The 21,281-nt window shown below is 37.9% G+C and carries 25 protein-coding genes; 3 read left to right on the top strand and 22 right to left on the bottom strand.

Annotated elements, in window-relative coordinates:
• The 16 genes from hypB to GYM62_RS03360 all read right to left on the bottom strand — a co-directional run bounded on the left by hypB (position 1) and on the right by GYM62_RS03360 (position 13,887).
• Complete coding sequence (gene hypB, locus GYM62_RS03435) at positions 1–696, bottom strand: hydrogenase nickel incorporation protein HypB (RefSeq protein WP_219958306.1); 696 nt, start codon at positions 694–696, stop codon at positions 1–3.
• 60 nt (positions 697–756) lie between these two features.
• The gene (locus GYM62_RS03430; protein ID WP_219958305.1) at positions 757–1,104 is read right to left on the bottom strand and encodes a hydrogenase maturation nickel metallochaperone HypA; all 348 of its coding nucleotides are present in this window, start codon (positions 1,102–1,104) and stop codon (positions 757–759) included.
• Positions 1,105–1,111: 7 nt separating this feature from the next.
• Entirely contained in the window at positions 1,112–2,593 is a 1,482-nt protein-coding gene (locus GYM62_RS03425; protein ID WP_219958304.1) for a hypothetical protein, read from the bottom strand.
• Positions 2,568–2,798, bottom strand: a complete 231-nt coding sequence (locus GYM62_RS03420) for a hypothetical protein (protein ID WP_219958303.1) — start codon at positions 2,796–2,798, stop codon at positions 2,568–2,570. The genes GYM62_RS03425 and GYM62_RS03420 overlap by 26 nt, the downstream gene beginning before the upstream one ends.
• A 34-nt stretch (positions 2,799–2,832) precedes the next feature.
• Positions 2,833–3,150: a hypothetical protein gene (locus GYM62_RS03415; RefSeq protein ID WP_219958302.1), complete on the bottom strand. Its 318-nt coding sequence runs from the start codon at positions 3,148–3,150 to the stop codon at positions 2,833–2,835.
• Positions 3,147–3,626 carry a hydrogenase maturation protease gene (locus GYM62_RS03410; RefSeq protein ID WP_219958301.1) on the bottom strand — a complete coding sequence of 160 codons (480 nt, stop codon included), beginning with the start codon at positions 3,624–3,626 and terminating at the stop codon, positions 3,147–3,149. The genes GYM62_RS03415 and GYM62_RS03410 overlap by 4 nt, the downstream gene beginning before the upstream one ends.
• Positions 3,627–3,705: 79 nt before the next feature.
• Complete coding sequence (locus GYM62_RS03405) at positions 3,706–5,298, bottom strand: nickel-dependent hydrogenase large subunit (RefSeq protein WP_219958300.1); 1,593 nt, start codon at positions 5,296–5,298, stop codon at positions 3,706–3,708.
• A gap of 21 nt (positions 5,299–5,319) precedes the next feature.
• Positions 5,320–6,225 (bottom strand): hydrogenase, encoded by a 906-nt coding sequence (locus GYM62_RS03400; protein ID WP_255590524.1) that lies wholly within the window; start codon positions 6,223–6,225, stop codon positions 5,320–5,322.
• A gap of 241 nt (positions 6,226–6,466) precedes the next feature.
• Complete coding sequence (locus GYM62_RS03395) at positions 6,467–7,030, bottom strand: recombinase family protein (RefSeq protein ID WP_219958299.1); 564 nt, start codon at positions 7,028–7,030, stop codon at positions 6,467–6,469.
• Positions 7,031–7,077: 47 nt separating this feature from the next.
• Entirely contained in the window at positions 7,078–7,905 is an 828-nt protein-coding gene (locus GYM62_RS03390) for a DUF4138 domain-containing protein (protein WP_219958298.1), read from the bottom strand.
• The gene (gene traM / locus GYM62_RS03385; protein WP_219958297.1) at positions 7,902–8,828 is read right to left on the bottom strand and encodes a conjugative transposon protein TraM; all 927 of its coding nucleotides are present in this window, start codon (positions 8,826–8,828) and stop codon (positions 7,902–7,904) included. Before traM ends, GYM62_RS03390 begins: the two co-directional genes overlap by 4 nt.
• 6 nt (positions 8,829–8,834) lie before the next feature.
• Positions 8,835–9,458, bottom strand: a complete 624-nt coding sequence (locus GYM62_RS03380; RefSeq protein WP_219958296.1) for a hypothetical protein — start codon at positions 9,456–9,458, stop codon at positions 8,835–8,837.
• A gap of 10 nt (positions 9,459–9,468) precedes the next feature.
• Positions 9,469–10,299 carry a hypothetical protein gene (locus tag GYM62_RS03375; protein WP_219958295.1) on the bottom strand — a complete coding sequence of 277 codons (831 nt, stop codon included), beginning with the start codon at positions 10,297–10,299 and terminating at the stop codon, positions 9,469–9,471.
• Positions 10,300–10,310: 11 nt separating this feature from the next.
• Positions 10,311–10,892, bottom strand: coding sequence for a hypothetical protein (locus GYM62_RS03370; RefSeq protein WP_219958294.1), 582 nt, complete (start codon positions 10,890–10,892; stop codon positions 10,311–10,313).
• Positions 10,893–10,896: 4 nt separating this feature from the next.
• Positions 10,897–13,329, bottom strand: a complete 2,433-nt coding sequence (locus tag GYM62_RS03365; RefSeq protein WP_219958293.1) for a TraG family conjugative transposon ATPase — start codon at positions 13,327–13,329, stop codon at positions 10,897–10,899.
• A 270-nt stretch (positions 13,330–13,599) separates the two neighbouring features.
• Entirely contained in the window at positions 13,600–13,887 is a 288-nt protein-coding gene (locus GYM62_RS03360; RefSeq protein WP_219958292.1) for a hypothetical protein, read from the bottom strand.
• A gap of 186 nt (positions 13,888–14,073) precedes the next feature.
• On the opposite strand from GYM62_RS03360, the gene GYM62_RS03355 reads away from it, so the two are divergent.
• Entirely contained in the window at positions 14,074–14,706 is a 633-nt protein-coding gene (locus GYM62_RS03355) for an N-acetylmuramoyl-L-alanine amidase (protein ID WP_219958291.1), read from the top strand.
• A 134-nt stretch (positions 14,707–14,840) separates the two neighbouring features.
• On the opposite strand, the gene GYM62_RS03350 is transcribed toward GYM62_RS03355, so the two are convergent.
• From GYM62_RS03350 to GYM62_RS03325, 6 genes are all read right to left on the bottom strand, one after another.
• Positions 14,841–15,980 (bottom strand): DUF4433 domain-containing protein, encoded by a 1,140-nt coding sequence (locus tag GYM62_RS03350; protein ID WP_219958290.1) that lies wholly within the window; start codon positions 15,978–15,980, stop codon positions 14,841–14,843.
• Positions 15,973–16,668: a hypothetical protein gene (locus GYM62_RS03345; RefSeq protein ID WP_219958289.1), complete on the bottom strand. Its 696-nt coding sequence runs from the start codon at positions 16,666–16,668 to the stop codon at positions 15,973–15,975. Before GYM62_RS03345 ends, GYM62_RS03350 begins: the two co-directional genes overlap by 8 nt.
• The gene (locus GYM62_RS03340) at positions 16,668–17,294 is read right to left on the bottom strand and encodes a macro domain-containing protein (protein ID WP_255590677.1); all 627 of its coding nucleotides are present in this window, start codon (positions 17,292–17,294) and stop codon (positions 16,668–16,670) included. Before GYM62_RS03340 ends, GYM62_RS03345 begins: the two co-directional genes overlap by 1 nt.
• Before the next feature lie 245 nt (positions 17,295–17,539).
• The gene (locus tag GYM62_RS03335) at positions 17,540–19,567 is read right to left on the bottom strand and encodes a hypothetical protein (protein WP_219958287.1); all 2,028 of its coding nucleotides are present in this window, start codon (positions 19,565–19,567) and stop codon (positions 17,540–17,542) included.
• 197 nt (positions 19,568–19,764) lie between these two features.
• Positions 19,765–20,061 carry a hypothetical protein gene (locus GYM62_RS03330; protein ID WP_219958286.1) on the bottom strand — a complete coding sequence of 99 codons (297 nt, stop codon included), beginning with the start codon at positions 20,059–20,061 and terminating at the stop codon, positions 19,765–19,767.
• Between the two features lie 35 nt (positions 20,062–20,096).
• On the bottom strand, positions 20,097–20,357 hold the full coding sequence (locus tag GYM62_RS03325; protein WP_219958285.1) for a hypothetical protein: 261 nt from the start codon (positions 20,355–20,357) through the stop codon (positions 20,097–20,099).
• A 122-nt stretch (positions 20,358–20,479) separates the two neighbouring features.
• Between GYM62_RS03325 and GYM62_RS03320 the strand changes: the two genes are divergently transcribed.
• Both GYM62_RS03320 and GYM62_RS03315 read left to right on the top strand, forming a co-directional pair.
• Positions 20,480–21,034: an SOS response-associated peptidase gene (locus GYM62_RS03320; protein WP_219958284.1), complete on the top strand. Its 555-nt coding sequence runs from the start codon at positions 20,480–20,482 to the stop codon at positions 21,032–21,034.
• The gene (locus GYM62_RS03315) at positions 21,035–21,256 is read left to right on the top strand and encodes an SOS response-associated peptidase (protein ID WP_219958283.1); all 222 of its coding nucleotides are present in this window, start codon (positions 21,035–21,037) and stop codon (positions 21,254–21,256) included. It abuts the gene before it with no gap.
• Positions 21,257–21,281: the final 25 nt, after the last annotated feature.

Here is a 21,281-nt window from a genome sequence, read left to right as displayed (position 1 = left end):
TTATCCTTTCTTCCGCTCAATTTTATCCAGCAACCAATTACACCATTCATCAATTCCCTCTCCGTTTGTTGATGAAACTTGCAAGACCTCAATTTCATGATTTACCTCTCGTGCATCTTTAATTACTGCTTCTACTGAGAAAGGAACGTAAGGCAATAAATCAGCTTTTGAAACTAACATCATATCGCTGGTCAAAAACATTTTAGGATACTTTTTAGGCTTGTCATCGCCTTCTGTTGTTGCCATTAAGGTAACGCGATAGTCTTCACCCAAATCGAAAGATGACGGACAAACCAAGTTGCCAACATTTTCAATAAAGAGCAAATCGATGTTTTCCAAGTCGAATTGGTCCAAAACCTGATGCACCATTTGAGCTTCCAGATGGCAAATACCTCCCGTTACTATCTGCAGGGCATGTATGCCGGTCTCTCGAATACGCTCTGCGTCGCGTTCCGTTTCTAAATCTCCGACCATCACGGCCATCGTTATTTTATCCTTTAGTTTTTCTGCAGTTTTCTGCATTAAAGTGGTCTTACCACTACCTGCTGATGAGGTTATGTTGATTAAAAGAGTATTGGTTTTAGCCATTTCCTTTTTAATAATATCCGCTACAAAATCATTTGCTTTAAGCAAATTGATATTGGTGTTCTCGCATTGCACAGTCCCTCGTGCCGCCTTTGTTGATTTATCTACCATTTTCTTTTTTCATTTTTAACCATTTTTGGTCTTACTTTTTAGTATATCTAACTGGCTAGGTCAATCTTCAAACTCTATTTTATGAATAAGCATTTCCTCGCCTTCAATCACATTTTTACTCGGTCGTCCGCAATTATCACAAAGAAATCGATAGTTTTTAACATTTGTAATATGATTGCAAACTTCACATTGAATTTTCAATTGTGTCGACTCTATTTTCAGAGCAACGTTCTGAAATCTACCATCCCTTAAATGATAAACATCATACGCATTATGTAGTAGACGCGGCTCTATGTTTGAAAGGATCCCAACTTTCAGATGAATTGCTTTCATCTTTTGAAGTTTCTCAGCCTCAAACTCTTGTTCTAAAGTCGCAATAATGCTATTTACGATAGATGTTTCGTGCATAACGCTCCTAAATTAAACTTTTAACTTTTTCCAATTCTTGAAGATGTTTCTCAGCTTGTTCTAGTATACCTGAATCTGTGACCAAAGTTTTTACTTCCTCGGCTTTTTCCTTCATTTCTTCATATTTTTTCAACTCCTCCTCATTAGTTTCGTTATGTGTAAGCCATCCCAATTCCAATTGATTCAACAAGGTTAGGGCACGTTCAAAGGGGTATGCTTCTGCCGTTCTTACCTCAAGTGCCTCCTCAAACAGTCCCGACGCTTTATCCAGGTTATCATGAATTTTTGCCGGAGGAAAATGCATTAAGGCGGTCGCATAATTATGACTTGCCATCGCATTCTCATACGGATACTTGTCTTTTGTATAAAAAGCCAGAACTTCTTTGAAGGATGATGCACAAAAGGCCGTCCACATTGGTTTCTCATCAGCAGCTACCGGAATTTCAGAGTAAATTAACGCCAGATTGTGGTGAACATCTGCAAATTTCTGAGGATGTGTATCTCGCTTGAACACTTTCAATACATCCTGAAACGCATTAATGGCTGCCTTATAATATTGAGGACTTCCATTCTTTGACCAGGTATATAATAGAATCGCTTTTTTGAATCCGGCCTCTCCTAAGAACTCCGGAATATCTTCTTCTTTAAAATATTGAATCGCTCTATTAATAAGTTCTTTGGATGCAATAAAGTCTTCCTTAAAATTGGCAATTTCTGCTGCATCGACCAACAGCATTCCTGCCTGTATTTTAAGGCCCTTAGCTTCAAACTGAGCAATAGACTGCAACTGTAAATTATGGATTTTATCCAATTCTTGGCGAACATAAGGAACCTGTAATTGTGCCATTAAAATTCCCGCTAAAAGGGTAGACATCGCATTTTTAGCATCATCGGAAATGGCAATTTCCAGTTGTTCTTCGGCTAACTGTTTAGCTTTATCTAAATCCCCTGCATCCAAGAGTAAATTCAAATAGTGCTTTGCGGTAAATACCTTGATCTCATCATTTTCAGCGTTGGATAATGCTTTAGCAAATCCATTTTGTAGTTCGTTGAAGTCCCGAGGTTTTTCAACTACACCATAATAGCCGAGAATTGCGGTATTATGAAGGGATGTGTTGCTACAAAAATCTACCATATCTGCGGAAATTTCGTATCCGAAATGCAAATGTGTCGCAATCAAAAGGTGATGGTATAGCGGATTTTCTTCAGAAATAAACTCAAAAGCCTTTTGATGGTTTCCTAATTTATAGAAAACCAAAGCAAGTAAATTTTCTTGGCTAAGGGATGTTTTCGGAAACACGTATGGTGGCTCCAAATCATACCAATCTAAAGGAATGGTAATTTCATCGGAATCTATCACCAAGGATTTGTGGTCTTTGATTGTGTCGGCATGCTCAGTTATCGAAACCAATTCATCTAATCGGTCTACGGAAGCAATAGCCATCTGAACTTTTTGATAGATATCAGTTGTTGTTAATATTGTAAGCATTTTTATTTACTTTTTGTGTGCCCCTAGAGTCTTTTGCCGCTGTTTGCTGCATATGTTTACCATAAATTTCTGCAAGTCGCTCTGAACGGTAATCCCCTATATGCTGTATCAAAATTTGGCTAGGGTCTTTGGTATTGATAAATATAAGCAAAACTTCCCACCGCCCTTTTGTCGGGGTGACCTTGTATTGGACCTCGGCATCCATAAGCCAATTGTTTTTCGGTTTCGTCATGTTCTATTTAGACACTGATTTTTATCAAGTCCGTTTTTTCGATGATTTCATAATCCAATTCCCTATCCGATGCATCTAAGTCATTATCTATTAAAATCTCACGTACCGCAAGGGTTTTATCTCCCTTCAAGTTACGGGATTTCAAGAGAAACTGGGTCGATTTATACATTTTTACGAACCATTGACTGGAGACCGGCGTAATCAAAATCTTTTTCTGTTCTTCCACATAGGTAACATAAGCAAAATGGATTTCGCCGAATATTGTTGTAACGAGCTCGGCATCTAAATAGATATGGGAAGATTTTAGAGCAATTTTTGTACTCACGAGGGTATCGATTGATTTAAATCTTCCACAATGTGCTGCACGACCTTATCGCCAGCTTCCCTTACCACATCACTTAAATCAACTTCGAGTTTAGTATTCTCGATAGCGACCAAATACACTTGAATATCCTCTGGATAGTCATCTTGTAAAATCTTTTTGGTATAGGATAAGGCTTGATCCCATTTCATCCCATGGAGAAAAACCAGAGGGTCATCTTGGGGTGCTTTCATTACCTCTTCCGCAGGGACCTTAAACAAAGTTCCCACAGGTTCATTGCTATTCAAGACTGCGTCTACCAAAATTATCCTATCATGCCCTTTTAAACCAAAGAGCACTTCAAAGGCTGCTGTGCCCATATCAAAAATCGTAATATCCTCAGAATCCGGAAGCTTTTTGCGCAACTGTTCAATGACATAAATACCAATTGCATCATCGCTCCGCACCGGATTTCCAAATCCCATTATTGCAGTCTTCATCTCGTTAGATTTATGGTTAAAGTAAAAACTTTCCCGAGGTTACCCACAGGAAAGTCTTTTTAAAACTATGTGCTAGAAGTTAAAGTTTAAATCGCGATAGCTCCACACCACTTTTTGCATCATGGGCATGTACAGTACAAACCAGGCAAGAGTCAAAAGAGCGAGCGACAATACCTACCTCAACAGGATCTAATGGATCTTCGATAGTCGTCCCCAAAAGAGCAGTTTCTATAGGTCCAGGATTATCGTTACCATCTTGAGGGCCAACATTCCATGTTGTCGGCGCCATAACTTGATAGTTTTTGATGACACCATCCTTAATTTCAATCCAATGAGCTAAAGCTCCCCTTGCTGCTTCAGTAGCACCAAAACCTTTGCCGTCTTTCTCAACAGGTTTAGTGTAGAATTCACCATCCAGGTCGATTTCTGACAACCATTGCTCGATGAACTTATAGATTCTTGGTGCTTCATGTACACGGGCCAAAACCCTTGTGAAGACGCTGGGACCCAACTTCTTGATTATATCGCCGAATAACGGGTCTCTAATTTGATGTTCCTTGTTATTAGGATTTGCATTCATGATTACTCTTGCCAATGGCCCTGCCTCTGCTGCGTGACCATCATATCGAGGCGATTTCGCCCAGCTATACTGTCCGTCAAAATTACTATCATGCAATGTTTGTGACGGAGCGGGAGTGGGAAGTGGCTCATCCCAAGGATGTAATCCGTCTTCTTGATCGTTGTACCATGAATGCTTCACATGCTCACTTACTTTCATATGGTCGAACTCGTGATAGTTTTCTCCATCAAAGAATCCACTAGACTGAATCAAGGCATCGTTTCTACCATCGATTGTTGGATTATTATAACGGTCTTTATGGAGGTAAGTACCTGTTGCCAAAAACTTCCCTACACCTTGACCAAATTTATCCAAGCCGAATTCAAGTCCGGCACGAATCAATAATCCCAAATCACTATTCTTTTGCGATTCATTCTCCTCTACCCAGGCCAACATATCGTCCCAAGTTTTAATTTCCATGTAACGCTCAATAGAGCAGCCCAACCAGACCGGCTCTAACCAATCGTTTTTGAATTGCGCCAATATTGCATGCGCTCGCGTAATATCTTTTAAGGTAGGAGCACACATCACCCCACCGGGCACCATATAACTCGAATGTGGCCATTGACCACCGAACAAGGCATAGATTTGAACTGGAAGCCCACTAGCGGTCAATCCTATTTGAAAGGTTTCCCCAACGTAGGCTGACCAGCGTTTTACCACTTCCTTATATAAAGGTTTATCGGCATACTTTTTATTAGCTAAATCCGTGGCGAAAATCGCATAATACCATCTTGGGATACTTTGAAGGGTTTCCGAAGCCTGACCAATCGCTCTCAACAAAAGAGCATTTGGGGTTAGCTTTGTTCCCCAAGCAGTATCTAATGCCGAGGATGCACAATATAGGTGCGACCCTCCACAAATACCACAAATTCTAGGAGTAACAATGAGTCCCGATTGTGGATCCTTGCCTGCCATGATTTTCTCAAAACCCCTGAACATCGCTGCTTGCGTATGGGCGCGTGTGACTTTGCCGTTGTCAATATAGACCTTCACATCCAAATCGCCCTCAACACGACCAACGGGAGATATATTTAATTCTGTTACTGACATTTTTATTCTTTTTCGTTGCTATTATTTTGAACCTTCCTTAACCCTATGGTTTGTAGGTAATACTTTCTGGAAACCGGCCTCTAAATAGTAAGCCAATTTGTTCCTACCCTCTGGGACTTCTTTAGGAAATGTACCCATGTACTTCATGGTCTTAAAAACACTACCTTTCATAAGGTCGTTATGTGGAAAGCCAGGTTCGGTACAGCCCAAACAAGGATGATTAGCTCGGGTTTTACTAGATTGTCTGTTCCACAATATATTGTTACAACTCGCTCTTGTCATTGGGCCTCTACATCCAACCTCGTAAAAGAGGCATCCGTTACCCCTTTGGCCAAATCCACCATCGACTTTTTGTGCAAAGTTGACTACGTTGGTACAACCTGTCTGAACAAAGTCGGTAAAAAACGTTTTTGGCCTGTGGTAATCATCAATAAGCACATCGCCTATCCTTCCCACAGAAATCGCGACAAGAATTTGAGTAATCCAATCTGGGTGCGCAGGGCAACCTGGTATATTTATTACTGGCAAACCACCTTTTGAAACATAGTCAGGGCCCAAGAACCCACCCTTGTTCTTTTTATGGAATTGCATTCCAGTAGATTCACTAGGGTTTGGCGGAACTGCAGGTATGCCTCCCCATGTTGCGCAATCGCCAATAGCGACGACATAGCCCGCAACTTCTGAGAGTTCCTTAATCCAGTCCTTCATCGGACGGTCAGCGAATAAGTTCATGGTTCCTGTGTTATCCGGGCCTTGAATTATCGAGCCTTCAAAAACAAGAATATCCATCTGCACTTTTCCTGCGAGGATATCCTTTAATAGGTCTTGAACTTGGTCCCCAATCTGTAAACCGGTTGTTGGGTGCCATAAAATGTTTAGCCCGAAATCGGTAATAAGTTCTACCACCGTTGGTTCTTCGGCGTTCAAAAAGGACATTGTGTTCCACTACATGCACCTCCTTGTAACCATAGTACATTTGCCATAAGTCATTTGATATTTATTTTAAAAGTAATGAAAATAAGAATATGATTCTTATTTAACAAAATTTTTAGAGTATTTTGCGTTATTTGGAATATATCTTAATTATTCATGACAACCTCTTAAAATAAAAAGTCTGTAAGCTAATTTAATTTCAGATGAACTAATTGAGTTTCATGAAAGGAACCAATTATAGGACTTTTTCAACACGATAAAAGGAGCTCTTACTTATACCGGCTTTTTCACATGCCGTTTTTATGGGTAGGTCTTGTTTATCGTACAGGTATTTTGCAAAATGATATTTCTCAATGGTTTCTTTTTTAGAACCAGTTGGTCTGCCCAATAATTTGTTTCGCTTCCTTGCGTTGGCAAGTCCGACTTTAGTTCTTTCACTAATAAGGTTTCTTTCGAATTCCGCAACGGCAGCAAATATATGCAGTAAGAACTTACCGTTTGCCGAGGCGGTATCGAACTCCGGTTCGCTTAAGCTTTTAAAGTGAACCCCTGCCTGATTAAACTTATCTATAAGCTCAACCATATTTTTTAAAGAACGAAACACTCGGTCATTTTTATATGCGATAACAGTGTCCCCTTCGCGCATATATTTAATCAATTCATTTAGCCCTTTTCTGTCACTCCTGGCACCGCTGGCAACGTCCTTGTATATTTTTTCACAACCGGCATTTTTAAGTAGGTCTATCTGAGATTCTAAATTTTGATCTTGGGTTGATACTCTGGCATATCCAAAAATCATAATAGTTCAGTTAATTTATAGCTCATAATGATTCGGCAAAAAGGGTGTCAATCGTAAAACAATTGTAGTATTCTATTCCCCCTATGCTCTTTGAGTTCCAGCAATAGTTTCTCTTGATCACCAAAGGTAAATTTGGGTACGGTCAGCACAAACTCACGGCTCTCACCATCTTTAATGATTTTTGGAAGAGAATACCTGAAAACAGGCTCAATTTCAATTTTTTGATAGGATGATTTTTTCCGCTTGTTTCCATTTACCTTGAAAATTTTCAGATAATCCATCTCAAAGTCTATCCCAGATCTGTTTTTTATCTCCACAAGTGCATAGACCTCGGTTCGGTCGTAAATCAGGTCCCTCAGATGTAGTACTACACCTTTTTTTCTTTTGCGTTTTAGACTGTTTCGATTGTGCTTCAGTTGAAATTCGCTGAATTTTTTAAAGTATTCAAAACGATTCGGGGAACCGGTTTGTGGGGTCTTCCTCGTCACAGAATCCTTCAATACGGATACCGAACTTTTACTAGTTGGAATAAACAAAGGACTTTCAAAACCAATACGTTCATTTCTAGGAATAAAATAATTCAGCGTATCCAAATTTTTCAGATACTTCAATTTATAGGCGTAAACTTCATCGGTGGACGTAATTACCAATAGGTTGCTTTCATGGCCCTTTACCCCCTGTAACAAACCTACATGCTGAAGGTTTTCTTTATTATAACTAAAAGTAAAGTTGGGTGAACCAACGACCGCCTGACGAATTTCATTTGGAAAGAAAAGTGCAACAACCTCCCTTTCATTTGTGCCGATTGTTTTTAATTCTTGTGCACTTGTTTGGCCTAAAATAAGAATCGATATAAAGATTAGTATCATTTTCATAATGCAGGTTTTAAAATAAGCTGATATTGATTATAAACCGTCACCTTCACATTACGGTTGTTTCTTCGAAAGACTTGCTTGACACCTCCTACTTGTGGCACACCGGGAATATTTATGTCCTCTACCACGTCCCCTATAACCTCCGTGGTGGCCTCACCCGTAAAGCTGTTTCGTATGTAAATACCCTCATTGCCATCCAGTAAATCGAAGGCTTTCAAATCCACCAGTTTGTTGTTGATGTTCGTAATAGTGATAAAAACCCGGTTAGCATTAAACCGGACAAAACCATAAACCAACGAATTTCTGGGGATAGAATCGCCGTTGATGAGCGCATCTACGGCCAGTCGTAATTCCAATCGCTCGTCGCTTTTCACCGTTTGTTCTCCGTTGACTTCCACCATAACAAAGTCATCTGTCCTTCCTTTTGTTGTTTCCAAATCAACCAATGAAACTGGTTTAGGTTCGTAGGCAAAAAACTCATGATGGGCCTTTGCAAAATCAATGACCGTTTCTTCGATTTGATTTTTAGGCGTGCCGGCCATTGGTTTTGATGAACTAATGTCCGCCGTATTATTGTATTCTCCAGATTTGTAATTTATCCTTCCTGAGGCATAGATACTGTCCACGATACGTTGACGCTCTTTCTCTTGATACATAGAGTCATAAAGTCCCGTTGAATCCAATAGTGATTCGTCATAAATACTTGGAGCATTGGACTCCCGTACTTCTTTCAAGTCATTGATGGCATCCAATTTCGAGGAATACTCTTTTTGTTCCTCCTTCAATTCCGGCACCACAGGCTGGGTCAGTTCTGACTTCACATCGTCTCCCTCTCCCATTACGAGAAATCCATAGCCAACTATAAATAGCACTACCAAGGTGACTATGGTGATAAATATCATTTTGTTTCGATCTAGTTTCATTTGAAGCTATTTTTGAATGTTGAGTTTTTTAAGGGAGTTTTCAAAGAAGTTGGTTATCAATAGACCATGGGTATTATTAGGGAAATTTCTATCTACCTGAAGCAGATTGCCTGTGGTTATTAATTGGTACCTATCGATAATAGATCCCCGATTGATCTCAAAAATGGTTTCCGTTTGAAAAGATATGCGTTCCCCACTTAAAATAAGTTCCGTATTGACCGAGATAACCTTTTGCACCAGGGAGTACTGCAGCAACCTGTTATAAACCCCATCCGCCTTTTTCTGCCGGTAGACATTATCGACAGTACTATCTCCCAGCCACAAGGCCTTTTCAAGATTTTTTTCATAGTTACTTTCATCGATTCCATAGAAATAGTTGTGAAATAAATCGAGATGGGAAAGCGCCTCGACTTCCATATTTTCCTTTTGCGAAACCAATTTTAAGGGAATTATGGAACCATCCGTGTTTACGGCAAAGGTGCTGTTGAGCATACGCTGATTGAAACGATAGACCGTTACCAGTGCAAAAATGCTGGTCAATAGACAGGCCAGTACGACTGCCAAAACGATGTAGCGGTTAAGTTTCAAAACGCTATAGATATTTCTATATGGGGTTAGTTTATTTTTCATGATGTTTATATTACTCGACAAATAGCCTTAAGGTGAAGCTGGTAGCGCGTTTATAAAGTTTGAACTTCAACAGAATGATGAACCCCACTCCTGCCAATTCAATGACCGGGGCAAAGAGTTCACTACCGAAATCGGTACCGAATAGGTTTGGCCAAAAGTTTTCGGTGATTTCTTGATAGAGCTCGTTTACAAAAACATTGACCAAAAAGAATGCGGGTACTATCATATAAACAGCTGCGTACAGCTTAAAAAAGCGATAGCCCATTGGTCTGAATTTTTCAAAAACGGCCATGCTGATGACCAGTGGAAAAAAAGCCTGCATGATTCCCAACAGAAAGTAGCGTTCCGCCAAAAACATGGGATAGATGAACAGATCCAACACCCAAAGAAATAGTCCTAATGCTAGCGCAATCATACGTATTCCCAGGAAAGGAGTCGTGAGCCATTCATACAGAATGCCCATCGCCTTTGTGGTTGCATCCAAAAGGCCCAAATCCTCTTCTACTTCGATATCCTGTAGTTCCAAGGGTAGTAGTACTGGGGCCGTTCCTCGATATTGACCTTCTATGGCCACTAAAATGGAGTCAAAAGCATCCAATACTTCCGTAGAGAAAATAACCACCAGGACAACCGCAAAATTTTTGATCAATTCGGTGGGGGTCAAGCCCCATGTAGCCCCTTGGATGGTCGCCCCTCCTTCATAGTACTTTTTCAGAATATTGATCAGAAAAAACAAAACGGCCAGCACTTTCATTCCACCGATCACATAGGACGCAAAATCACTATCCTTAATGGTCTGAAAAACGGAATCGACATATTCCAACCCGATGGACAAAAACATGCTATAGCCTTTTAATAGTTGGTTTCCCTATTATTGATTCTGTCCTGCATCTCTCGAAAGGAAATAATGAGCTTATACCTCTTATTCTTTAAGGTGATGTCCGCTATCATTTTTTGAGAATCGTCCCGATGTGCTTCCAATATTTCCAATCGCTCGGCATCATTGAGTTTTAGAAAGTCATTGGAGAGCACCTGGTTCATAAATTCCAGATTACGAAGTGAGCCGTCAATGATGGTATTGAAAGCGTTGGAAACGGCATCTATTTCGTCAGGATGGATGTAAGGAGAATTTAGGATACCCCTCAAATCGTTTCGGACCATAATGACCAAAGCTTCGTTGTTTTCATTGATTTCCTTGACGGCCTCATATTGCGCTACCGCACTGTTTACTTTTTCAATGGTCTCTTTGGCCTGTTTGAGAAACTTGACGGTTTTGATCATTTCGCTAGTCTGTTTGGCGGATTCAAACAACTGCTTGATCAACGATAGAAAATTGGTGTTGTCATAAACTGGGATACCCTGCGCTTTCGTTTGACCTGTACTGGCTATAGCCAAGAATACCGAAATGATGATGGTTTTAATTGTAATTTTCATAAGGTTATTTTTTTAAGTGTGAATATGATTTTTGAAATTTCTGTTTTACAAATTCCATGATAGCCGTTTCCATATCATTGGTTTTACCATAAATGGCCATTATGGTTTCGTTCTCCGAGCCGTCAGTGAGATAGGCCGCATACACCTCGGGTGGCACTTCCAAACGAAAGATGTTGCTCTCCTTCCCTATCTTGATAAAGATTTCGGTGTACTTCCGCTGCCCTTTCAAATCGTTCTTGATAGATTTCAACTGGTTTAGGTCATGGCTAGAAAGGCTTAGTCTTTTGACCAATTCGGCGTACCCCTTTTCATTTCGAAGGCTATAAATAACCTGGGTATTTTCAAGGATACTTGCCGAAGTAGAATTACTTGGTAATTGGTTGATGGACTGAAGAATAATCCCAATCGCCCCATTTTGTTTTCGTATGGCCTGATAGTAGAATTCGACACTTTCCAGCACGTTATCAAACTTCAATTGTTTGGCGAACTCATCGAACAGGATAATCCCTTTTTCGGCACGGTTACGCCAGATGGTCCGCTGAATGGCAGATTTGATAAGCTTCAGCATTACAGAAAGGACTTCCTTGTTATCCTTCACTTCATCCAATTCAAAAACAATAAGGCGTTTGTCCTCGATTTTATAAGACTGGTCTTCACTTACCTCGAATAAAAAACTGTAGAGTCCGTCCCCGACATATTCCGACATGATGTGCAGAAAGTTTGTGGTATTGAAATAGGCCTTATCGATGCCCAAATCATCCAATAGGGTTTCTTTCTTCTGCTGGACAAAATTGTAAAAAGCTTCCAACGAATGTGTTTCATTGGTGTTGTGCTTATAGTAATGTTGAAGAATCTTCTTCAATGCGACTTCTTGTGCTTTGGCGACCTTAAGACCCGAAGCAAAGAGCTCCAAAAGGAAGACGGTAAGGTCTTCCAACCGCTCCGGGCTTAGGTCATGTAGACTATTGATATAAAAGGGATTGATGCCCAGGTTCTTTCCCTGCTCGTAGCGTAAGGTGATGTATTGATCGGGATAGAGCTTTGCAAACTTGGTATAACTGCCGCCCAAATCAATGATGACCAAGCGTACCCCATGCTCAAAATATTGACGAAGAATGTTGTTCGCCAAAAACGACTTGCCCTCTCCCGTGGGAGCAAAAATTGAAAAGTTCCGTGCCTTGATGCGCCGCTTTTTTTCGTCCCATACATCCTTAATGACCGGTATGTTATGTTGCCGGTCGTTAAAAATGATACCCGTAGCATCCGATTTATAGTTGGTATTGTTGATTAGCAGACAAAGGGCATGTTTCAGGTCGGTGACATATAGATCTTCATCGGAAAAGTTGGATGCGAAGCAACAATAGCTATTCAGCAAATAATGTTTTCGCTCTTCCCCTTTTGGAAAATACGGTATGATATCCAGTTCCTTGAACTCCGTTTTAATCCGAGAAGCAATTTTACTTAAATCAGCCAGGCGGTCGCTCCAAAAAACCACATTAAGATGACCTCGTACGATTCGGGCATTATCGTCCTGGTTGATTTGGTCCAGAATGGTACTGATTTTACCATGTACGACCTTGTTCTGCGTACCGAAGTTGGAACTTTTGCTTAGTTCCTCTAGCCGTTTTTCTAACAGTTTTCTCCATTTGTGTTTATCGTCAAAATAGATAATTTGGTTAACGATATGGTTTTCGTTCATATTTAGCCCTAACCCGTCGATAAAGCCTTGATGAAAGACAAAATCATCTGAAGTAAAAGCATCATTCGTTTTGCTACTGCTTACCGATTCGCCAAAACACAATTCATTGTTGACGGCCAGTACATCAAAATAATGATTGCCTATTTGGCCATGGTCTTTATTGAGGACAATGTCGGTATCGAAGTCTTGATTGAACCCATTGAAATAGGTATCAGTCATCAAAAGGATTTCACTTTCTTTTAGCGGTGTAAAATCAAGTTTATAGCTGTTGTTGAGAAAACCGATTGCATCGCGAACGGATGCCGTAAAACTTTCTACAGCTACGGTCATTTTTTCAGGAATGGCTTTTGGAATTCCTCGAAATGGATTCACATATTTTGATTTGTTGAGGCCTCTATTCTTGGGCCATACGAAAAAGAGATACGTTTGATGCGATATATATTCCCTGCCCTTAAAATGTTGATGGGTCGCCTTTTCCAAAAAAGTCGTATTCGGTAAACGCTCGGCCGAATATGCTAACTTTTGGTAAACGTCCTGTTTATGGATGACCGTTCCGGCCGGCAACGATTTCAACGCTTGAAACCAACTGCCGTGCAAGTCCTCAAAATCGGTTTCCGATAATGAATAGACCTCCGGCAAATCTGCCTTATAACACAATACCAGGTTACCATTATTGGCAAAGACTAGATTGTCCTGAATATCCACAATCGGGTAGTTTTGGGTTAGATTAATCCTCATAACACAGCGCGGTTGTTTTTTTGTTGGATATGGCACTCGGAAAAACCTTTTGAAAATGCAGCATGTGTGGTTGATGCGTTAATTTCAGAAGCATCGCATACAAGGTAAAATTGACACCTAGGCCACCAACAACCAAAAGGAAACTGAAAGAGAATATTATCACCAATAGCGAACCGATAACTGCCGCCATTTGTAATGCGAACAAGGAAACCGGAAGCCCGAATATCAGCGCACGTTTACGAATGTTTCGGTATATCGGGTAACTCTTCATTATACGACCAAGGTTATCAAATAGGTAAAGATGCCAACGACGGCACCGGCTATAAGCACAAATACCAATACACGAGTAATCCCTTTCTTAAGGTCGGCGTTTTCACCAAAGAAATGTCCCGCATTGAACAGGAAACCCACGAGGAAAATGACCCCTAGAATAATGGGGAAAATGGTACGTATGGTATCGGAGATGTCGTTGACCGAATCTTCGATACCACCAATTTGGGCATAAGTAGGGGCCGTTGCCAACAGCAACAACCAGATTACTTTGTTTATTCTTTTCATCACTATTCGTTTTAGTGCCCGAAGAGGGCGGTTGATATATTGTTGTTGACGAATTTGAAATGAAAAGGAAGGAATGCGGAGAATCGGCTAAAAATTAACAGTCGGGAACGTTAAAATTTCTTGGATTTTAAATCAATCACCTAAATCGATGAAAATTGTGCAACACGCACTTAAGATTTTCAGTGAATGAAGCACAATTGTTTTTACGTATTGGTTTGGATAATATATTCTGGTTTACAGCCCATGTTTGGACAGGAGAGAAATCAAAAACCCATTGTTATCATAGATCCCGGACATGGAGGTTCTGATACTGGCGCGGTTGGTATCAATGGCCTAAAGGAAAAAGACGTGGTTATTGATATTGCCAAGGAAGTCGTTAGGCTTAGCCGAGAACTATTCAATGATTCATTGGAAATATATCTCACTAGATACTCGGACACCTTAATTTCCTTGGGAGATAGAACCAAACTCGCTAAGGCCTTAAAAGCCGATGTGTTTGTCTCCATCCATTGTAATCAGGCTATTCGGCAAGCAGCTCAGGGAATTGAAGTCTATGTTAAAAAAGGGGAACCATGGTCCCAATACTTGGCCGAGCAATTCGCAATTGGACTCCATGAAAAATTAGGCTTTAAAAACAGAGGTGTTAAATATGCCAATTTTCAAGTACTCCGGGAAGCTACCCAATGCCCAAGTGTGCTCCTTGAATTGGGATTTATATCCAATTTGGAGGAGGCAGAACATAACGAAAAGGTAAGTACTATTTCTGGGTATGCATGTTTGATTTTGGAAACGCTTTTGAAATTTTTCAACTATGATTGAGGTATCGAAGATTTTGATTTCACTTTTAAGAGACATTATGAATGAATTCTATAAAATTATAGTTAAACTGTTGGCAAATAAATAATGATTCTAGGCTCAGTATGTCAATTGTTTTAAAATTTAGTTCGTGTTCATTAGAAATACAGGCTTTTATTCATATTTACCTTAATGCCTAAATGATTTGGAAACAAAGGGAATATTTTCCCTAAAGAATCCTTGCTATAAACGAAAATTTCATCAATGTAATGAGTTTGAATTTTGTCTTTCGTCAAAACTTCAGCACATATCGTTCGTTTCTGTTCGTTTTTGATTTGAAATTCATAATGGTTCCAAGAACCTTTATTGATTAATGTCCAATTCAAGTTATTGAAATCACTCAACTTATTATAAAATTTAGTTGTTCTCACTGCTGCATTTCCGTCAGAAAAAGAAACATTGTTTTCTAATAAAATATGAGGGTTTATTTTCAGTATTATTAGATTGTCCATATTAGTGTTTTTACACCAATAATAAAATGTTGGATTTTTTAGTGTGAAGAATAAAGGAGCAAAATCGTGAATGTTCCCGCCTAAACTTTGTTCTATTCTATTTCTGCGTGCGTTAACTTGTTGATTAGAAATGTCTGTATTTACGAAACCATTTTTATGGGCTAAATTATGAGACAATATGCCAAGGTTTAGAATGCTCGGTAAATTGTCCGAATGAGTAATATAAAACAGTCCGCCAAAAGGGATTTTAGTTAGTAATTCAGGTTTTAGTTTTTCTCTTTTTGATAAAATATCCCTTTTATCGACTGTGTCAATAAATACTTCAACCTCGGCTTTTATTTTCTCAAATACCTGCTCATAGTTTTGTAATTGTTTGCTATTCTGTGAAATAAAATAGTTGTCAATTTTTGAGAAAAGGTGTTTGTAGAATCTTATAAATCTTGATAAAACCTTGTTGTAAAGATTATCAAGCCAATTTATTTCTTCGCTTACTAATTTTAGCGTTAAATGGAAGTATGAATTACCTTTTGAATGTGGACCTGGATTTGAAAGGTAGAGAGGTTTGTAAACTTGACTCATCTTACAAAAGATATGTTTTTTGATTACTTCTTGACTGAAAATATTATTGTAAAATTTTTCTAAATCAGTTATTTCTTTAAAGTTGTTATCTTGACTAATAGAAGTTAAAAAGTTATTGATAACTGCTATTTCGTCCTGCAAAAGTTTGAGGATTTTTATATAGTCGTTGTTATTATAGCTGTCAATGTAAGTCATTTGGTTATTCAAAGTAAACAATTTTAAGTCCTCTATTTGGCATTTCTAACACGAATTGCTCAACTTCATCAAAGTCATCATATGTAACTGTGAATAGATAATCTGGGTCGTAGCCTTTATATTTTATGCTATTACCATTGCTTTCTAATTTATAACTTTTTTTAGGTGAAAGAGAAGGTGCAATACCGACAACTAATTCTTCTTTATTGTCAACAAAATTCAAATTAATCGTTCTCTCAACTTCACTTTCTGATACAAATGAGTTGTTTTCATAACGTTTATGTTTGGTAGAGTAAAAAATTGCTGGTTCAGTTTCTACTTCGTCAATCTGAATTCCGTGATTTTTCTGAAAATAATCTCTCAAAAAATCCCACATTCCATCCCAAGCTACATTTTGTTGAATTCCCATTGTAGCAACCATAGCTTCTTGAGCCGTATAGTGTTCAGGAAATAATTCCATAGCACCATCTGTAAACGCCTTTGCAATTGGCACAAAATCTTGAGTTGCATTTAAAGCACCCATAAACATTGCCTCAATTGTGTTGCCCTCTCGCATTTTGTCTTTTTGATTTTTGAGAATATATAGGCAGGCATTATTAATAACTTCGGCTTCAAGTTCATTTGAGGTCACAGAACCTCTTCTTTGGTTCAGATTTGAAATTGATTGTCCTAAAATCTGTTTTGCTTTGTCTTTTGTCATCAGAATAAGTTTGTTTGAATATTTTTTATATCTGGCCGCATTGCGTAAATGAAACATTTTGAAATTGTAGTTTCTCCAATGCCTTTAAATGAAGAAAGCTGACCCATATTTTTCAAATCTTCCTTTTCTAAAATTCCTATGATTTTTTTAATCTGATTGCTCTTTAGTTCAGTTAATCGTTTTAGACTGTCTAAACTGGTAGATAAAAATGCAGTTTTAAATAAGTCGAACAAGTCATCCGAAGCGTCCTCCTTGTAAATATAAATTTCGATTGGTATTTCTACCTCTTTCAAGTGTTTTTGTAATAGTTCGAGTGATTCATCTTTGGAAAGTCCTCCATTTTGAGCACCTAATAAAGGAAAGGCAATTGATTTAATTTTCTTTTGCTGGTAAGTTTCTTTGAATTTCAGAAGTCCTTTTTCGAGATAAATTGGTTTGGTTGGGTATTTCCAATGATTTTTTGTCGGAAAGTTTAATATCCATTTATTAGTGGAATGATAAAGGTAAAGTTTGCCAATATCAAGTAACTTTTTCTCGCACATTTCCTTGTAACGCTCAAACATTTCGGGATAACGGTATCTACATTCGAGTGCAATGCCTGCTCCCATAATTCCGAAACAATTCACAGTATTGACAATTGTTTGACATTCGGTCGTAAATATGTTTCCTTCAACTATTTTCAAAATGATTTAACTTTAATTCTTCCAATAGAATATAATTTTTTGATTAGGGTCTGTTTATATTTTCCATTAATCCAATAAAGCCTCCTACTGCCTCACAAAATTATCTTCATAGTTGTTTAGTTAATCATACATCTATACCACTACATATTTTCTGTGTCGTACAATTTGTACTGAATTTCTACCATTTTTTAATAAACGAATAACTTATCGAAAAATGGGTTATGACGGTTTCTTGAAAACTCCAGAAGTTTTCGAAATGTCATAACTTCAATGTGCATATTTGTTCCTGGTTGAATTTTGAAAAATGTCCCAAATGGAGTTGTCTTCCAACCTTTATTCGTATTATATTTTGCCAGTGCCTCTGGAATAATATCTAGAATTACAAAACCAAATTTTGGGGTTGTCTCTCTAATTATGACCTGATTTCCCTTATAATTTTTTTTAACTGGTGAATAAAGAAAATCTTCAAAATATGGCTCAATTAAATCTGAAAACTCCCATCTGTAATCAGTTTTCCTTTTTTGATGCGCAATCTCGCCGGGACGTTTAAATTCAAAGATTACCATGGAGTTCACTTCACCACTGCTCCTATCTCCAAAACTAATTGGATTGTTGAACATTTGGGGTATGTCCATCATCATTAAATCGGCTTCTTTTCTACTTTTTAATTGAGAATAAGAGGTTATGGGTTTATCAGAAGCAATGAATTTGTACGTAATGAAGCGTTCATCTAAAAGCCATAAATTATGATTTTCAAAATCCAATTCCTTATTGGTAAAACCCATTGGAAAAATTAGATTGTGAATGTCCTCTTCTAATTTATAATGGTTATTCTCATCTGCATCTAAGAATTTATCAAATAAATCTATTATAGCTCTTCTTCTCATCATATAATCTGCCAAGCTATCAACATCATATGAGGTCTTTTCTTTAATGTCATTTATAATATTTTTTATAGCTTCTTCATTTACCGATTTACTATGAATGAATTGCGAAATATTATGTTCAACATTTTTCCTAGCACTATAAGAAATGCTGTATAGATGCTCTTCAAGTTTATCCTCAGAAAGATTTGGAGGAATGGATTTTAAAACATCTTGATTTTTTAGAAAAGAATTATATCTAGGAGCTTTTTCTCGGATGTATGACCGGACTTTCTGAATGCTTCTTTCTTTTGCTTCTTTAACATAAGGCGCATACTCTTCTTCCATCACCTCTGAAATTTTTTCTTCTATGTCTTGAAGAGTTAAAATGTTTACATCATTAAAGAGTAAATTTTCTTTTTCCTTCGGAATTTTAAATCCATTTCTAGTTTTATAAACATTTTGATTAAGATAATCTGAAACGAGATAAATGTCAAAAAAGTAATTTTTACCATTTAACAAAATTGGATGATTGAAGATATTATTTACGTATTTCAAGTTTCTGCCATCACCTACTGTCCTCGAATTAGCGCAATAATGCAAATAATTATTCTTGCGATTACCTTCTTTTATTGTCTTTGTAATGTAGAGTCTAAAATTTCTGCTCCCAATACTGAATACACGTTCCTTATCTTTTGAAACCTTTTTAAATAATTCATTTATGCTTGTAAATTGATCATACTCCTTATCCCAAATTTCTATTAGGGGTAATTTTTTATTCAGGTAATAAATTAGACAATGGTCCATTATTTTTGCTGAAATGATCTCCAAGGGCATGGCTGACTTTTCTAAAACCACTTGGTTATTACAATTATCTAAATGAACAACCGTTTTATATTGCTCTATCCCAGATTCTTTAAATTCGGTTTCATTAATCTCGTTCTTAACAGTAAAGGAAAAATTCCTGCTATACCATTTTCCTCTTTCTTCATAATTACTTTTTACATGAAATTGTTCAAAAGCAGCCAGAACCGTAAATCTTCCAACGCCTTTACATCCGTAATCTTGATTTATTTGAGAAAATGGGGTTTTAAACGACTCAAAATTCTTTTCATTAAACCCAATACCATTATCTATTATTTTGAACGAAGAGATTGTTTTGATATTTTCAAAAGTGGGGTTCTGAGGAAGTACGTTTCTAAATATTTGAATTTGAATCTTCTTTTCTTCTTTTTGAAGTTCCGATTGCTGAAGGCTGATAATTGAATTCACAATACATTCCAACAAAGGAAGTAAAACGTCTTCATGACTTAAATCAACTTGCTCTACAATATTTTTTACCGGTACTTCCATAATTTTAATTCTAAAACGAGCTTAAAATGAATCGATTAATAAGTAATCCCAAGGGGTATGCCTTGAGTGTTGAACTCCTAGGAGCCTAACTTTTCATACTACTAAAATAGATATAATTGAATCTTAATCTTCTATGACTAATTGTGTTTTTTACTCTCAAGCCTTATTCTAACCCGAGAATGTTAAGGTGATTTTTATTATTTCCTTCTTGTATAATACTCAATATGATTACCCTTCTTGGGAAAGTTAAAGCAATACCCATTTTTGGCATCTTGGCAAAATGTAAAAAGAAGTAACCCATTAAATCGAATGGGTTCATGTTCGTACATCATTGAGACATATTTACCATTGCTTATTACCATAGTGCATTTAGCAATGACCTCATCTTCCCATTTCATATTTTGATCAGCCAAGGCCATGTGAACATTACCCATAATAGCTTCCGGTATATAATTCTTAATCGTTAGTCCTTCAATGAGATGCAATGTACGCATGCCGATATTGATTGTCCGTATGTCCTTGTTTGGTTTCATTGCAAATGAACCCTTACCCAACCCGAATCCGGTAAATCATACCTGTCAATGACCATCAGCCCCCAAGTGCCTTTTTGAGGGTATTTATACTTTAACATCGTATTGCTGTCCCCTGCCTCTATGTAGAACAGAGCCAGTCTTTTTGGAAAGCTTAAGTGCTTATTTTCGCATTCCGTACGCAGTCGGTGCTCTCCTATTTCCTTTAGCAAATGCTTAATTGCGTACCTGTCATAATTTCTAAAAACAACATCTCTCATTAAATTTAGATTGTTGGATTATTTCCTTTTTTATGGAATATTTCCAAATATAGAAAATGATTTTTTGTATATTTCAACTTTAACAGTCTTCCGTTAAATTAGTGTCCATTAAAGTATCTATTATGTGCTACGACATCAAAACGCAATTAGAAACACAGCTTAGAAGAGCTGAACGTGACGGGGACGTTCATGCTATCGAAGAAATAATGGAAAAACTTTTGCCATTGACCGATTTACCTATTCATCATTCCTCCGGTTTTAACCACCCCTCTGTTCTTATCTATACCAATGAGGACCCTTACTTTCCAGTAGTATCGACGTGGGGACTTGTCCCATTTTGGGTAAAGGACGATAAGCAAAAAAATGGAATTTGGAACAAAACCTTAAACGCTCGGGGAGAAACTATCTTTGAACTTCCTTCTTTTAGGGATTCTGCGAAGAAAAGAAGATGCTTGATTCATATCGACGGTTTCTATGAACACCATCATTTTGAGGGAAATACCTACCCATTTTATATTTCAAGAAAAGATGATGCCCCACTTACCTTGGCAGGGCTTTGGAGCGAATGGACGAACAAAGAAGATGGTTCACGTTGGAATACTTTTTCCATTGTAACCACTGAAGGAAACTCATTGATGTCGAAGATTCATAACAATCCCAAACTGGAAGGCCCATGAATGCCCTTAATCCTGCCAGAGGAATTAGAGAATGATTGGATAGAGCCCTATGATGAAAATCTTTGGGATAAGGGTCAAAAGAAAGCCATTGAAGAATTGATTCAGTCTTATCCAGAAGAAGAGCTTAAGGCACATACCGTAACTCGCTTAAGAGGAAAGGAATATGCAGGTAACGTGCCAGAAATTTCGAATCCCGTCGAATATGAAGAATTGGTATTTTAAGGTCATACTTTAGCTTAAAACAAAG

Source organism: Algoriphagus sp. NBT04N3, from assembly GCF_019443765.1.
Lineage (GTDB): Bacteria > Bacteroidota > Bacteroidia > Cytophagales > Cyclobacteriaceae > Algoriphagus > Algoriphagus ornithinivorans.
This window is presented reverse-complemented; position numbering and strand designations above follow the sequence as displayed.

Excerpts from the sequence above, each read along its gene's own strand:
- GYM62_RS03325 (WP_219958285.1), bottom strand. The coding sequence starts at position 20,357 with ATGAGAGATGTTGTTTTTAGAAATTATGACAGGTACGCAATTAAGCAT.
- GYM62_RS03315 (WP_219958283.1), top strand. The coding sequence starts at position 21,035 with ATGCCCTTAATCCTGCCAGAGGAATTAGAGAATGATTGGATAGAGCCC.
- GYM62_RS03360 (WP_219958292.1), bottom strand. The coding sequence starts at position 13,887 with ATGAAAAGAATAAACAAAGTAATCTGGTTGTTGCTGTTGGCAACGGCC.
- GYM62_RS03405 (WP_219958300.1), bottom strand. The coding sequence starts at position 5,298 with ATGTCAGTAACAGAATTAAATATATCTCCCGTTGGTCGTGTTGAGGGC.
- GYM62_RS03320 (WP_219958284.1), top strand. The coding sequence starts at position 20,480 with ATGTGCTACGACATCAAAACGCAATTAGAAACACAGCTTAGAAGAGCT.
- GYM62_RS03380 (WP_219958296.1), bottom strand. The coding sequence starts at position 9,458 with ATGAAAAATAAACTAACCCCATATAGAAATATCTATAGCGTTTTGAAA.
- GYM62_RS03355 (WP_219958291.1), top strand. The coding sequence starts at position 14,074 with ATGAAGCACAATTGTTTTTACGTATTGGTTTGGATAATATATTCTGGT.
- GYM62_RS03370 (WP_219958294.1), bottom strand. The coding sequence starts at position 10,892 with ATGAAAATTACAATTAAAACCATCATCATTTCGGTATTCTTGGCTATA.
- traM (WP_219958297.1), bottom strand. The coding sequence starts at position 8,828 with ATGAAACTAGATCGAAACAAAATGATATTTATCACCATAGTCACCTTG.
- GYM62_RS03375 (WP_219958295.1), bottom strand. The coding sequence starts at position 10,299 with ATGTTTTTGTCCATCGGGTTGGAATATGTCGATTCCGTTTTTCAGACC.
- GYM62_RS03335 (WP_219958287.1), bottom strand. The coding sequence starts at position 19,567 with ATGGAAGTACCGGTAAAAAATATTGTAGAGCAAGTTGATTTAAGTCAT.
- hypB (WP_219958306.1), bottom strand. The coding sequence starts at position 696 with ATGGTAGATAAATCAACAAAGGCGGCACGAGGGACTGTGCAATGCGAG.
- GYM62_RS03420 (WP_219958303.1), bottom strand. The coding sequence starts at position 2,798 with ATGGATGCCGAGGTCCAATACAAGGTCACCCCGACAAAAGGGCGGTGG.
- GYM62_RS03395 (WP_219958299.1), bottom strand. The coding sequence starts at position 7,030 with ATGATTTTTGGATATGCCAGAGTATCAACCCAAGATCAAAATTTAGAA.
- GYM62_RS03425 (WP_219958304.1), bottom strand. The coding sequence starts at position 2,593 with ATGCTTACAATATTAACAACAACTGATATCTATCAAAAAGTTCAGATG.
- GYM62_RS03430 (WP_219958305.1), bottom strand. The coding sequence starts at position 1,104 with ATGCACGAAACATCTATCGTAAATAGCATTATTGCGACTTTAGAACAA.
- GYM62_RS03410 (WP_219958301.1), bottom strand. The coding sequence starts at position 3,626 with ATGAAGACTGCAATAATGGGATTTGGAAATCCGGTGCGGAGCGATGAT.
- GYM62_RS03390 (WP_219958298.1), bottom strand. The coding sequence starts at position 7,905 with ATGAAAATGATACTAATCTTTATATCGATTCTTATTTTAGGCCAAACA.
- GYM62_RS03365 (WP_219958293.1), bottom strand. The coding sequence starts at position 13,329 with ATGAGGATTAATCTAACCCAAAACTACCCGATTGTGGATATTCAGGAC.
- GYM62_RS03330 (WP_219958286.1), bottom strand. The coding sequence starts at position 20,061 with ATGCGTACATTGCATCTCATTGAAGGACTAACGATTAAGAATTATATA.
- GYM62_RS03345 (WP_219958289.1), bottom strand. The coding sequence starts at position 16,668 with ATGACAAAAGACAAAGCAAAACAGATTTTAGGACAATCAATTTCAAAT.